At 70.9% G+C, this 13,396-nt stretch carries 12 protein-coding genes; 6 read left to right on the top strand and 6 right to left on the bottom strand.

The annotated features are described in order from the left end of the window. Window positions 1–29: 29 nt before the first annotated feature. Entirely contained in the window at window positions 30–1,448 is a 1,419-nt protein-coding gene (locus OOK40_RS34330) for a HEAT repeat domain-containing protein (protein WP_266489513.1), read from the bottom strand. 512 nt (window positions 1,449–1,960) lie between these two features. Then, on the bottom strand, window positions 1,961–2,353 hold the full coding sequence (locus tag OOK40_RS34325; RefSeq protein WP_266489511.1) for an ankyrin repeat domain-containing protein: 393 nt from the start codon (window positions 2,351–2,353) through the stop codon (window positions 1,961–1,963). Window positions 2,354–2,652: 299 nt separating this feature from the next. Between OOK40_RS34325 and OOK40_RS34320 the strand changes: the two genes are divergently transcribed. Both OOK40_RS34320 and OOK40_RS34315 read left to right on the top strand, forming a co-directional pair. Beyond that, the gene (locus OOK40_RS34320; RefSeq protein ID WP_142215972.1) at window positions 2,653–2,847 is read left to right on the top strand and encodes a hypothetical protein; all 195 of its coding nucleotides are present in this window, start codon (window positions 2,653–2,655) and stop codon (window positions 2,845–2,847) included. A gap of 55 nt (window positions 2,848–2,902) precedes the next feature. After that, the gene (locus OOK40_RS34315; RefSeq protein WP_266489508.1) at window positions 2,903–4,504 is read left to right on the top strand and encodes a hypothetical protein; all 1,602 of its coding nucleotides are present in this window, start codon (window positions 2,903–2,905) and stop codon (window positions 4,502–4,504) included. Window positions 4,505–4,513: 9 nt separating this feature from the next. Here OOK40_RS34315 and OOK40_RS34310 read toward each other — a convergent pair whose 3' ends face one another. After that, on the bottom strand, window positions 4,514–6,013 hold the full coding sequence (locus tag OOK40_RS34310; RefSeq protein ID WP_266489505.1) for a PLP-dependent aminotransferase family protein: 1,500 nt from the start codon (window positions 6,011–6,013) through the stop codon (window positions 4,514–4,516). 64 nt (window positions 6,014–6,077) lie between these two features. On the opposite strand from OOK40_RS34310, the gene OOK40_RS34305 reads away from it, so the two are divergent. The 4 genes from OOK40_RS34305 to OOK40_RS34290 all read left to right on the top strand — a co-directional run bounded on the left by OOK40_RS34305 (window position 6,078) and on the right by OOK40_RS34290 (window position 9,550). Further along, the gene (locus tag OOK40_RS34305) at window positions 6,078–6,770 is read left to right on the top strand and encodes a YitT family protein (protein WP_266489504.1); all 693 of its coding nucleotides are present in this window, start codon (window positions 6,078–6,080) and stop codon (window positions 6,768–6,770) included. Beyond that, window positions 6,767–7,531, top strand: a complete 765-nt coding sequence (locus tag OOK40_RS34300) for a glycerophosphodiester phosphodiesterase (RefSeq protein ID WP_266489503.1) — start codon at window positions 6,767–6,769, stop codon at window positions 7,529–7,531. Before OOK40_RS34305 ends, OOK40_RS34300 begins: the two co-directional genes overlap by 4 nt. A 42-nt stretch (window positions 7,532–7,573) precedes the next feature. Further along, on the top strand, window positions 7,574–8,920 hold the full coding sequence (locus tag OOK40_RS34295) for an MFS transporter (protein WP_266489502.1): 1,347 nt from the start codon (window positions 7,574–7,576) through the stop codon (window positions 8,918–8,920). A 255-nt stretch (window positions 8,921–9,175) separates the two neighbouring features. Then, window positions 9,176–9,550, top strand: coding sequence for an RNA polymerase-binding protein RbpA (locus OOK40_RS34290; protein ID WP_142215978.1), 375 nt, complete (start codon window positions 9,176–9,178; stop codon window positions 9,548–9,550). Window positions 9,551–9,640: 90 nt separating this feature from the next. Here the strand turns inward: OOK40_RS34290 and fxsA are convergent, their stop codons facing one another. The 3 genes from fxsA to OOK40_RS34275 form a co-directional block, all read right to left on the bottom strand. Beyond that, the gene (fxsA, locus tag OOK40_RS34285; RefSeq protein ID WP_266489501.1) at window positions 9,641–10,237 is read right to left on the bottom strand and encodes an FxsA family membrane protein; all 597 of its coding nucleotides are present in this window, start codon (window positions 10,235–10,237) and stop codon (window positions 9,641–9,643) included. Between the two features lie 90 nt (window positions 10,238–10,327). Beyond that, complete coding sequence (locus OOK40_RS34280; protein WP_266489500.1) at window positions 10,328–11,095, bottom strand: polyprenol monophosphomannose synthase; 768 nt, start codon at window positions 11,093–11,095, stop codon at window positions 10,328–10,330. Window positions 11,096–11,641: 546 nt separating this feature from the next. Next, window positions 11,642–13,282: an amidohydrolase gene (locus OOK40_RS34275; RefSeq protein WP_266489499.1), complete on the bottom strand. Its 1,641-nt coding sequence runs from the start codon at window positions 13,280–13,282 to the stop codon at window positions 11,642–11,644. Window positions 13,283–13,396 lie beyond the last annotated feature (114 nt).

Below are 13,396 nucleotides of genomic sequence, written 5' to 3'. Positions count from 1 at the left end.
GTGGCCGACGCCGTTCCGCGCCCGGAATGTCACACCGCGGGCATGTCCGGGCCAATTCTGCTGCGTACGGCGGTTTGCACCTCTGCTTCTTCGGCGGGATCCGCGGCCAGGCGGCGCAAACGCTCGGCCACGCGCACATCGCCGGTCTCGGCGTGCAGTGCCGCTACTTCTCGGGTGGTCTCCTCGCAGTCCCACAGGCATTCGACTGCGAATCCGGTGGGGAAGGAGGGGTCGGTCGCGGCGAGCGCGCGGGCTGCGCGGCCGCGCAGCTGCGAGGACGTGGTCTCGCGGTAGACATGGCGCAGTACGGGTGCCGCGCAGGCGATGCCGAGCCGTCCGGCTCCGTCGACGAGGGTCCACAGCAGGATGGCGTCGGGCCCGTCGGCCCGTACGGTCTCGCGCAGCGCGCCGAGCACCAGCGGGGCGTCGCCCGCCGTACCCCTGCAGGCGAGCACGCCCGCCGCCGATGCGCCCAGCGCGTCGGGCCGGTGGACCCAGCCGCGCGCCCGGTCGACGGCTTCGTCGCCGCACATTCGCTCGAACGCGGAGACCGCTGCCTCGGCGACGGTGTGGGAGCCGCCGGACACGGCGGCCTCGATGAGGTCGAGCACGACGGTGTCGCGTGACTCGGCGAGATAGTGCAGCGCGGCGCAGCGCGCGCCGTCGGATCCCGCGCGTGCGGCTTCGACGATGGCGGGCCGGTCCTCGGGTCCTGCGACGGCGGACAGACAGCGGGCTGCGGGCACGTGGAGGGCGCTGCCGCGCTCCAGGCCCTGGTCGGCCCAGTCGAAGACCGCCTGGACGCTCCAGCCGGGGCGGGGCCCGCTGGGCCGCATCTGGCGCTGCCAGCGGTCGAAGGAGCCCGCCTCCTGGGCGGCGCGCACGCGGGCGGCGATCGCCTCACGCCGGTCCTCGGCCCACAGCCGCCACGGCCGCGGTTCGAAGGCGTCGCGTACGGCTACGGCCAGTTCGGCGTCGCCCTCCGGGGTGGCCGGGAAACGGGCCAGTACGGAGGTGGCCAGCGCCCGCAGGCCGGAGTCGTTGTCGCGCAGGGCGAGCTCGTCGAGCGCCCAGGCCCAGTTGGCGCCGTTCGCGGCGTAGCGCCGCAACAGTGAAAGGGCGTCGCCCCTTCCGTACGAGGCGAGATGCCCGAGCACAGCGAGCGCGAGGCCCGTCCTGGCCTCGTCGGTGTCGAGGTGGTCGTCGGTGTCGCACAGGTGGCGCTCGATCTCCTCGAGACTGCCGTGGAGATCCAGGTAGAGGCGCGCGTAGTACAGGGAGCGGTTCTCGACCTGCCAGTCGTGGCGGGGGTCGTTCAGTACGCAGTGGTTGAGTGCGGCGAGCGCTTCGGCGCGCGGCGCTGCCAGCGCGTGCAGCGTGCCGTCACCGCGGCCCCTCTGCAGCAGGCCGAGCAGCGTGCCGCTCGGCGCTATGACTGGATCGAACATGGGAAAAGCCTCACATCAAGCTGTCGACGCAACCGGGGAGTGGAGATGCCTGGGGAGTGTCGTCGAAGTAGCGTCGTCCACCCGAAGGGCGGGCCCGGCGGCGTCTGGTACGTGCGATCGCAGGCCGGAGGATGGGGGTCCCCCCGCCGAAGGCAGGGGGAGAGCCCACGCGGAGCGTCGGCGACTGCCGCAACGCAGCATGGGGGCACCTCCCGTGCCCGTAGGGCTACGGGGGAGTGCGTGCCTAGGCGTCGCCGGGCAGACGGGACTTTGACGACACGAGCTAGGCCGCGCAGCAACATGTCGGGCCGCCCGTTGTCTTCCGCTTGGTGTAGACCATCTTCCTCTGCCTCTCGTCGGTGGCCCCAGGGGAACTCCCGGATGAAATCCGGGGTAGGGCCCGACGTCATGATGACCCACCCATATCGCCACCGCGACCACATTTACGGCGTCCCTCCCGGCGACCTGTCGGCGTCCGCTCAGCAATCCCTCAACGGCCTTACGGCGACCGCTCATTGGTCGCCGAACAGCTCCAGGAGGTCTGTCTTCCCAAACATCCGCGCTGTATCCACGGCGGACGGGGTCCCTGCCTTTGGGTCGGCTCCGCCGGCCAGGAGTACACGGATGACGGCGTCCTCGCTCTTGAAGACGGCACCGGCGAGCGGCGTCTGGCCGCGGTCGTTGGCCCGGTCCGGCTCGGCGCCGCGGGCGAGAAGCGCCTCCACGGCCGGGGCGTGCCCGTGGTAGGCGGCCAGCATCACGAGGGTGTCGCCGCGGTCATTGGTGAGGTTCGCGGGCACTCCGGCGTCGATGTACGCGGCGAGTGCCTCGGTCTCTCCCTGGCGCGCCAGGTCGAAGACCTTGGTGGCGAGCTCGATCACCTCGGGATCCGGGGCTTCGCTCATCGGGAGGACCGCCTTTCGCTGCGTTGGCCTGGGGCGCACGGCAGGAGTAGCCGTACGAGTGAATCGACAGGGTACTGCCCGCACTCCGACAGGAGGCGGTCCGGCCGCGGCAAAGGATCACCGCGAGAGAGGCACTGTGCAGCGCAACCGCGCAGTGTGCCCCCCGGCCGGAGGTCCGGCGTCCGCCAGTGGAGTGAAATCAGGGGAATTTCACCCATTTGCACCTTTTATCACATAGATGCTTCCTGTGAGCATGGAAGTACTCATGGTGACTGTCCCCTCAACCAGGAGAACCACTCATGATCCTCTCCATCTCAGGCGTCGTGCTGCTCGGCATCATCGTCTTCCTCTTTTTCAGGAAGGACGGGCTCAAGGGCTCCCACGCATTCGTCTGCTCGCTCTTCGGCTTCTTCATCTCGGGCACGGCGATCGCGCCGAGCATCAAGGCCGGCAGCGCGAGTCTCGCCAGCCTCCTGGGCGGGATCAAGTTCTGACTCCCGCAGTACCGGCCGACACCATGTGCACCCCCAGCACCTTCAGGAGACCGATGTGGCCCGGCGACCACTCCCCCGCATTCTCAGCAACGGCAGCGCACAGATCGCCCGGAGCCGGGAGATCGCGCGCACGGCCGCCGACAGCGCCACGGACGTCCTCCATCCGCTGATCACCATCACCCGCGGTCTGCGGCAGCTGGCCGTCATGGCCCGGCACAGGTGGGCCGCCACGCCCAAGGAACGGCGTGGACCCACGCTGTTCCTGGTCGCGTCCTGCGTCCTGGTGGTCGCGCTCATCCCGTACGGGCCGCTGGTCGCCCTGATCTCGGTGATGGCCGCGGCCGCCTGGAAGGGCCGGGTGCGTACACCGGTGAAGAACGGACCGGACGAGGCGGAGGCCGGCCGGCTGCGAGCCCTGTACGAGGCGCTCGTGCCGCACTTCTCCGTCGCCGAAGACCCCGCTCCGCTGTTCGCCCACGGCGGCGACTGGAGCAAGGCCTTCAGCGACTACGAGTTCGACGGCAATGGACGCCTCACCCGGCTCCGGGTGGCCTATCCCGCGTACTTCACCGACGGCGAGGCCGAGTCCCGGGCCCGCATCGAGCAGCTGCTGCACGCCAAGTCCGGGCGCGGCCGCGAGTATCTCTTCACCTGGGACGAGGAGGGCAACCGGCTCGTGATGAGCGTGCTGCCCGCCCTGTCCACCGCCATCGCCGCCCAGCGTTTCGTCACTGTCCCCGGCGAGACCGTGCTGGGCTTCACCGATGCCGACGCCGTGCGGCGCACCGTGCCGGTGTCGGAGGGCGAGGAGACCCATGACGTCCCTCCGGTCCTCTGGCGCACCGGACCGCGCTCGACGGAGCCGCATCTGCTGGCGGTCGGCGAGCCCGGCAGTGGCACCACGACCCTGCTGCGTTCGATCGCACTCCAGGCCCTGCAGCACGGCGACGTACTGATCGTGGAGGGCAGCGGCACCGGGGAGTACGCCTGTCTCACGGGGCGGGCGGGCGTGCTGGCCGTCGAGTGCTCTCTCGCCGGTGCGCTGGCGAGCCTGGAGTGGGCGGCGCACGAGACCGAGCGGCGGCTGATCGCCGCCAACCGTGCCCGGCAGGCCGGGCATCCCGCGCCCGACGACACCAGGCGCCCGCTGTGGATCCTGCTGGACAGGCCGAGCATCTTCGGTCATCTCGCGGCGGCCGACGGGGACACCGATCCGCAGCAGCTGCTTCAGGTGCCGCTGCGTCACGGCAGGGCCGCGCAGGTCACGGTGGTGGTGACTGAGCAGTTCGACAGCCTGGACTCGCTCACCGAGACCCTGCGGACGCACACCCGCGCGCGGATCGTGCTGGGCCGGGCCACCTTCGAGCAGGTCGAGTCCGTCCTCGGGACCCGGCCGCACACCACGCCGACGCCCGAGGTCCCGCCCGGGCGCGGCTACGCCCGGCTCGGTACGGGTCCGGTGCTCAGGATTCAGGTACCGGCGACCCCGGACCCGTACGACGAGGCGACGAGCGAGGCACAGCGACGTGCTGTGCTGGCGCTGCTGCCGGAGCGGCAGGACCAGGCCGCGACCGGAGCCGTACCCGATCCGGTCGCGGATCCCGTGGCGAATCCCGTGGCAAGTCCCGTGGCAAGTCCCGTACCGGCCGAGAGCTGACGAGTCCCGTCAGGCGACGAACGTCCTCGGCGCTTCCGTCCCGGTCGTCGCGCCCGTCGCGACCAGCCGGGCCGCGGCCGCCAGCCGTGCCGCCGCCTCGTCCGCGACCGGTCCGCCGACCGTGAACGGCAGCCGGACATAGCCCTCGAAGGCCCCGTCGACTCCGAAGCGGGGCCCGGAGGGCACCCGCACACCCACCCGTTCGCCGACCTCGGCGAGCCGGGAGCCGGAAAGACCGCCGGTGCGCACCCAGAGGGTGAGCCCGCCGCTCGGCACGTCGTACTCCCAGTCGGGCAGCTCCCTGCGCAGCGCCGCGACCAGAGCGTCGCGGTTCTCCCGCGCCTGCCCCCGCCGGATGGCGACCGCTTCCTCCCAACCACCTGTCTGCATCAGCCAGTTGACCGCGAGCTGTTCCAGTACGGGCGTGCCCAGGTCGGCATACGCGCGGGCCGAGACCAGCGAGCGGATCACATCCGGGGCCGCGCGCACCCAGCCGATGCGCATCCCCGCCCAGAAGGCCTTGCTGGCCGAGCCGACCGTGAGGACCGTGCTGCCCGCCGGATCGAAGGCGCAGACGGGCCGGGGCATGTCGATGCCCTCGTCCAGATGGAGCTCGGACATGGTCTCGTCGACGACGAGCACCGTGCCGGCGGACCGTGCCGCGTCGACGAGACGGCGGCGCTGGTCCTCGTCGGCCAGGGCGCCGGTCGGATTGTGGAAGTCGGCCACCACATAGGCGAGCCGGGGTGCGGCGTCCCGCAGCACCTGCCGCCAGCGCGGGATGTCCCAGCCGGTCAGCCCTTCGGCCATGGCGACCGGCACGAGCCGGGCGCCCGCTTCCCGCATCAGCTGAAGGATGTTGGCGTAGGAGGGGGACTCGACGGCGATGCGCTCCCCGCGTCCGGCGAAGAGATGACAGATGGCGTCGATCGCGCCCATCGCACCCGTGGTGACCATGATCTGCTCGGGCATGGTCGGGATGCCGCGCTCGCTGTAGCGGTCGGCGAGCATCTGCCGCAGCGCGGGCAGCCCTGCCGGATAGTCGCCATGGGTGTGGGCGTACGGCGGCAGTTCTTCGAGTGCACCCTGGACACTGCGGGTGAGCCAGGGTTCGGGGGCGGGCAGGGCCGCGCAGCCGAGGTCGATCATCGAACCGAGCGACTCGGGCGGCAGAGGTTCCAGGCCGCGTGCCGGCAGCGGGTTCCCGGCGGGCACAGCCGTCCAGCTGCCCGCTCCCCTGCGGGATTCGAGGAAGCCCTCGGCGCGCAGCGCCTCGTAGGCGGCGGCGACGGTCGTACGGCTGACGGACAGCGACAGCGCGAGCTCGCGTTCGGCGGGCAGCCGGGCGGCGACCGGGACGCGGCCTTCGAGGACGAGCAACCGGATGCCGTCGGCGAGTGCGCGGTAGGCGGGCGGCTTGCGAGCACCGGGCCCGGCCGGGCGGGGCTGCTGGGAGGTGAGCTGCCGGGCGAGCTGCGCCGCCCCCACCGCAGAGGTCCACTGCGTCATGGAAGTCAGTCCACCTTCCTCGAATTGGCCATGGTTGGCATCTGTTCCGTAGCCACAGAGTGTCATGAGCCAGTCCACACCCACCACCAGGGGGCGTCAAGTGACCGCCGTGTCCACTCATCTCACCCGCAGGCTGCTGCAGCTCTACATCGGCCTGGCCCTCTACGGAGTGAGCTCGGCGCTCCTGGTGCGCGGCGGTCTCGGGCTCGAACCCTGGGGGGTGCTCCATCAGGGTCTGGCCGAGCGGACGGGTCTGACGATCGGGGTCGTTTCGATCATTGTCGGCGCGGCCGTGCTGCTGCTGTGGATCCCGATCAGACAGCGGCCCGGGCTCGGCACGGTCTCCAATGTCTTCGTGATCGGTATCGCGATGGACGGCACGCTCGCCCTCGTGCCGGACGCCCACGGACTCGCGGTGCAGATTCCGGTGCTTGTCGGCGGCATCGTGCTCAATGGCGTGGCGACGGGCCTGTATATCGCGGCGCGCTTCGGCCCCGGGCCGCGTGATGGTCTGATGACGGGTCTGCACCGGGTCACGGGCCGCTCGATCCGGCTGGTCCGTACGGCCATCGAGGTGGCCGTGGTGGCGACCGGTTTCGTGCTCGGCGGCACGGTCGGCGTCGGCACGGTCGCCTACGCCCTGGCGATCGGTCCCCTGGCGCAGCTGTTCCTGCGCGTCTTCGCCATCTCCGATCAGGGCACTGTCAGCACGGTCGTCGCCGCGGGGACACCGGAGCAGGCGATACTGCCAAAGTGACGCGCGTACTCCACCCCTATCTGGACCATCCCTCCACGATCGCCTTCGCCCATCGCGGCGGTGCGGCCGACGGGATCGAGAACACCGCGGCCGCCTTCCGGCGAGCCGCCGATCTTGGTTACCGCTACTTCGAGACCGATGTGCACACGACCGCGGACGGCAGTCTGGTCGCCTTCCACGACACCACGCTGGACCGGGTGACGGACGCGAGCGGCAAGATCGCCGCGCTGCCCTGGAGCGAGGTGCAGCAGGCCAGGGTGGGCGGCAGGGAGCCGCTGGCGCTGTTCGAGGAGCTGCTGGAGGAGTTCCCGGACGCCCGCTGGAACGTCGACATCAAGGCCGAGCCCGCGCTGGTCCCGCTGGTCGATCTGATCCGCCGGGCGGGTGCCTGGGAGCGGGTGTGCATCGGCTCGTTCTCCGAGGGCCGGGTGGCGCGTGCCATGCGGCTGGCAGGTCCGCGCCTCGCGACGTCGTACGGCGTGCGGGGTGTGCTGGGCCTGCGCCTGCGCTCGTACGGAATTCCCGCCGCCCTGCGGATGGGCGCGGTGTGTGCGCAGGTCCCCGAGTCGCAGAACGGCATCCGGGTGGTGGACCGGCGCTTCGTGCGGGCGGCACACGAGCGCGGTCTGCAGGTCCATGTCTGGACCGTCAACGACCCGGATCGGATGGCAGCGCTCCTCGACCTCGGCGTGGATGGCATCATGACCGATCATCTGGAGACGTTGCGCACGGTACTGACCGACCGGGGAGTCTGGGTCTGAACCTCGAACGTCTGCACAACGGGACGAGCGAGGGGGCGCGGCGTGACGACCGACACCGCGGGCCGGACGACCGGGACGAATGAGCGCAGACGCGAGCAACGCGGCTGGTACTTCTACGACTTCGCGTGCTCCGTCTATTCGACGAGTGTGCTGACCGTCTTTCTCGGGCCCTATCTGACCGCGGTGGCGAAGGCCGCCGCGGACGCCGACGGGTTTGTGCATCCGCTGGGCATCCCGGTGCGCGCGGGCTCGGTCTTCCCGTACGCGGTCTCGGTCTCGGTGGTGGTCGCCGTACTGGTGATGCCGCTGGCGGGCGCGGCCGCGGACCGTACCGGGCGCAAGAAGCCGATGCTGGCGGTGGCTGCCTACGTGGGGGCGGCCGCGACGACGGGAATGTTCTTCCTGGAAGGCGAGCGGTATCTGCTCGGCGCGTTCCTGCTGATCGTCGCGAACGCCTCGCTGTCGGTGTCGATGGTCCTCTACAACGCGTATCTGCCGCAGATCGCGGAGCCGGAGGAACGCGATGCGGTCTCCTCGCGCGGCTGGGCCTTCGGCTACACGTCCGGGGCGCTGGTGCTGGTACTGAATCTGGTCCTCTACTCGGGCCACGATTCCTTCGGCCTCTCGGAGTCGGCGGCGGTGCGGATCTGTCTGGCGTCGGCGGGACTGTGGTGGGGCGCCTTCACACTCGTACCGCTGCGGCGCCTGCGGGACCGGCGGGTGGCGCCGAGCGGCGAGGGCGCGGTCGGGTCCGGCTGGCGGCAGCTGCTGGCCACGCTGCGCGACATGCGCCGGCATCCGCTGACGCTGTCGTTCCTGCTGGCGTATCTGATCTACAACGACGGGGTCCAGACGGTGATCTCGCAGGCGTCGGTCTACGGCTCCGAGGAGCTGGGCCTCGACCAGACGACCTTGATCACCGCGGTGCTGCTGGTACAGGTGCTCGCGGTCGTGGGCGCGCTGGGCATGGGCCGGCTCGCCCGTACCCACGGGGCCAAGCGGACGATTCTCGCCTCGCTCGCCGTCTGGACCCTGATTCTGGCGGCGGGGTACTTCCTGCCGGCCGGGGCACCGGTCTGGTTCTTCGCTCTGGCGGGGGCGATCGGTCTGGTGCTGGGCGGCAGCCAGGCGCTGTCGAGGTCGCTGTTCTCACATCTGGTGCCGCGCGGCAAGGAGGCCGAGTACTTCTCCGCGTACGAGATGAGCGACCGGGGGCTGAGCTGGCTGGGACCGCTGGTGTTCGGCCTCGCGTACCAGCTGACCGGCAGTTATCGGGACGCGATCATCTCTCTGGTGGTCTTCTTCGTGCTCGGTTCCGTACTGCTCGCGCGGGTACCGATCAAGCAGGCGGTGGCCGCTGCGGGCAACCCGGTGCCGGAGCGAATTTAGACGTTGAAGTGAAAGGCCGGTAGTGTACGCCTTTGGCTTGCCAGGCGGACCGTTACTGCGCGCTGAAGAAGTGAATTCACTGGGTGACACTTTCTATCAGATGTGACAAACCGGGCACTGGTGGGTACAACAAGGGGCGGCACGACGGGCGACGCATGACCCGGAACGGGAATCTTTACCGCCGACCGGACGTTGACCGGATGACGACGACAGCGACACCTGTCCTGTGGGCGACAAGCCCGGGAGGCACGATTCATGAGTGAGCGAGCTCTCCGCGGTACGCGACTCGTGGTGACCAGCTACGAGACGGACCGCGGCATCGATCTGGCCCCGCGCCAGGCGGTGGAGTACGCATGCGAGAAGGGCCATCGTTTTGAGATGCCCTTCTCGGTTGAGGCGGAAATTCCGCCGGAGTGGGAGTGCAAGGTCTGCGGGACCCAGGCACTCCTGGTCGACGGGGATGGCCCCGAGGAGAAGAAGGGCAAGCCGGCGCGAACGCACTGGGACATGCTCATGGAGCGGCGCACTCGCGAGGAGCTGGAGGAGGTGCTGGCCGAGAGGCTGGCGGTCCTTCGTTCCGGCGCCATGAACATCGCCGTGCACCCGCGGGACAGCCGGAAGTCCGCCTGACCGCGTAACACCGCACGAACAGCGTCATCAATACACAACAGCCGCGGGCCGTCTCACAGTGATGTGAGACGGCCCGCGGCTGTTGTGATCTCAGGGCGTCAGCGGGGGCCGGGGCCCCTCGTCCTCGTAACCGCGCGAAGGCCGTGTCGCGTCCGGCCGGATGACCTCACCCTGCACAACCTTTCCGTCCGGCCGGTGAATTCTGGCCTGCTGGAAGGCGTCGCCCAGGCTGCCGGGCGATGCGGCACGCACACGGCGCTCCAGCGACCGCTCCGCGTACCGGCCGAGCGCGGTGCGGACCGGCCGCACCAGCAGCGCCAGTCCCACGACGTCGGAGATCAGGCCGGGCAGCATCAGCAGCAATCCGCCGAGCATGAGGAAGCCATTGCCCGTGGTGCCGGTGCCCGTGCCGTTGCCGTTGCTCGCCGCGGGGCTCTGCCCCTGCTGCTGTTGCTGCAGGGTCTCGGTGAGACTGCGGAAGGCCCGCCGGCCGGCGCGCTTGATGACGACGGCGCCGAGCACGGCGCCGCCGACGAGCAGAGCCAGCACGGTCAGCCCGCCCGCCGCCGAAGCGACGAGGGTCAGGAGCCAGACCTCCAGGACCACCCAGGCGGCGATGCCGAGCGGGACGAAGGTGCGGGCGCGTGAGCGCTTGGGGGCCGTCGGGGTGGGTGAACCGGTCGTCATGCTCCCAGTGTGCCTGGGCGTCCGCCCGAGCGGCGTAAGGGGCCGGTCAGTAAGAGCCCGGTCAGCTAGGGCTGGTCAGCTAGGGGCCGGTCAGGACGGCTTGCGGCCGAGGAGGCGGTTCGCCCGGTCGCCCACTCCCCACGCGGTGACCCTCCACAGCGCCTCGACGACGATGTCCCTGCTCATCTTGGAGTCGCCCAGCTCGCGCTCGACGAAGGTGATCGGCACTTCCACGACGTGATACCCGGCGGCGACGGCCCGGCGGGCGAGGTCGACCTGGAAGCAGTAGCCCTGGGAGGCGACTTCGGTCAGCCCGAGACCCTGGAGGGTCTCGGCGCGGAAGGCGCGGAAGCCGCCGGTGACATCCCGGATGGGGACGCCGAGCAGCAGGCGGGAGTAGGTGCTGCCGCCGCGGGAGAGGAACTGGCGGTGCTTGGGCCAGTTCACCACGCGCCCGCCGGGGACCCAGCGCGAGCCGAGGACCAGATCGGCGCCCTTGAGCGCGGTCAGCAGCCGCGGAAGCTCCTCCGGCTGGTGGGAGCCGTCGGCGTCCATTTCGACGAGTACGCCGAAGCCGTGCTCGATGCCCCAGGCGAAGCCCGCGAGATAGGCCGCACCGAGACCTTCCTTGCCCTTGCGGTGCAGGACGTGCACCTTGTCGTCCTGGGCCACGAGTTCGTCGGCGACCTTGCCGGTTCCGTCGGGGCTGTTGTCGTCGGCGATCAGGATGTCCGCCTCGGGCACGGCTGCGCGCACCCGGGAGACGATCGGCTTGATGTTCTCGACCTCGTTGTAGGTCGGGATGATCACCAAGGCTCTGCCGAGCGGGCCGTACCGCCGCTGACCGCCGTCGTTCACTGCTGCCCCTTAAAGTCCGTGCACAGAGCCCCACCATAGCGAGCGCTCGGCGCGCGGATGCAGCGGCACGGACCTGGGGGGCAGGGGGCCCGGCGAAGCCCGCGCGAAGGGCACGCGGATAGCGGCCGGAGGGGTAGGCAGGCCTGCGGATCGGGGCCCGGCGTCCTTCGGGCCGACCTGGGACCCGCTGGCTGCGGGTCGACCGAGAGCCGTTGTCTACTGAACGCCGGACCCCACCCGGGTCACACCTGCCAACCGGCTGAAACCTTCCCTCGCCCCCGAGGCGCGGGCGCTGAACCTGGCTCCCAGTGGCAGTGCGCCGGTGCGGCACGCTGCCCCATGGCCCAGCGGCGTTCGAAGACTGCGTGGAAGTCGCCGGTAGGACGTCCCGTGGTGGACTCGGCCGAACCTACCCGCCGGTGGGCGCTCCATGTCAACAGTCGTCTGATCTGCGAGCTTTGCCCAAATCACCAGGTCAGCGCCGAAGATCCGCAGGTCGCGGCCGAGCGCCCGGAACTTCGATCGGCGGTACGAAATGTCCGCACGTCACTCGTTCGGCCGCTCAAAGACGGTTCGTCCGAAGACCACTGTCCGCAGGCAGACCGGGAGTTCGCCGCCAGGGGTGAGATCGGGCAGGCCCGGGGTGCCGGAACGCGGGTCGGTGGACCAGCGGGCGACCCGGTCGTCGGGGGCCTGGACGACCAGTTCCCCGGTGCGCCACAGGGCGTAGTCCGCGGGCGCGCCCGGGACCAGAACACCTGCGTCGTCGCGCCCGACGGCCCGCCAGCCGCCGCGCGTATGAGCGGTGAAGGCGGCGCGGACGGAGACCCGGTGCTCGGGAGTGCGGTGGAAGGCGGCCGCCCTGACGGTCCCCCAGGGATCCAGCGGCGTCACCGGGCTGTCGGAGCCGAAGGCGAGCGGGACTCCGGCGCGCAGGAGTGCGGCGTACGGGTTGAGCGTGCGGGCCCGGTCGACGCCCAGACGCTGCGCGTACATGCCCGTATCGCCGCCCCAGGCCGCGTCGAAGGCGGGCTGGACGGAGGCCGTGAGGCCGAACTCGGCGAAGGCGGCGATGGTTTCGGGGGTGAGCATCTCGGCGTGCTCGATGCGATGGCGGGCGGCCCGGACGCGGGCGAGGCCGAGCGAGTCCGCCGCGGCCCTGATGCCTTCGGTGACCGCGGTCAGCGCGGCGTCGCCGATGGCGTGGAAGCCGGCCTGCAGCCCGGCCTCGGTGCAGGCGGCGACATGGGCGGCCACGTCGGCGGCGTCCAGGTGCGCGGTGCCGGTGTGCGCGGCATCGGCGTAGGGGGTGTGCAGGCAGGCGGTGTGCGAGCCGAGGGAGCCGTCGGCGAAGAGGTCCCCGGCCGCGCCGATCGCGCCGAGTTCGCGGATGCGCTGGGCGTCTTTCGCATTCGCGACCCGTTCGGCCCAGTAACCGACGACCCTGGGCCCGGCTTCCGCCTCGGCCAGGGCCAGCAGGGACACGAAGTCGTCCTCGTCGGAGATGTCGGGTCCGGCGCATTCATGGACGCTTCCGATGCCCAGTGACGCGGCCCGGGCGAGTGCGGCCCGCTGGGCCGCGGCGCGCTGCTGAGGGGTGATCGCGCCATGGGCCGCCGCGCGCACGGCGTGGTGGGCGGCCGCGGTGAGCGGCGCGTCCGGGTGGTAGCCGGTGCGGCCGGTGACACCGGGGACCAGGTCGAGCAGGGCGGTGGTGACGACCGCGGAGTGGACGTCGATCCGGGGCAGATAGAGGGGGCGTCCGCCGGTCGCCTCGTCCAGTTCCGCGCGGGACGGCGGACGCTGCTCGGGCCAGCGCGTGGCGTCCCAGCCATGGCCGAGGAGCACCGTGTCGGCCCGGTGTGCGGCGCTGTGCTCCCGTACGAGACGAAGCGCGTCGGCCAGGCTGTCCGCCCGGGACAGGTCGAGCCCGGTGAGGGCGAGGCCGGTCGCCGTGGTGTGCACATGTGCGTCGGTGAACGCCGGGGTGACCAGCGCCCCTTCGAGGTCGATCACTTCGTCGACACCGGCGGCGAAGGCGTCGGCTGCGCCCTCGGAGCCCACCCAGGCGACATGCCCTCGTTCGACGACCATCGCGGTGGCGAAGGGGTCGGCGGGGCTGTGGACTTCTCCACCGCGCAGCAGCACGGTGCGGTGTTCGCTCTGGGGGGCGGTGCTCTCGGTCATGAGACCAGCCTAGAGAGTGTCTTCAAAGTAGCGACGTCCGCCCGAAGCGCGGGCCCGGCGGCGTCTGGTGCATGCGATCGCAAGGCGGAGGATGGGGGTCCCCCCGCCGAAGGC

The sequence above is a fragment of the Streptomyces sp. NBC_01481 genome (assembly GCF_026339995.1).
Taxonomy (GTDB): domain Bacteria; phylum Actinomycetota; class Actinomycetes; order Streptomycetales; family Streptomycetaceae; genus Streptomyces.
The sequence above is the reverse complement of the archived record's forward strand: the minus strand, read 5'-3'. Positions and strand labels throughout refer to the sequence as shown.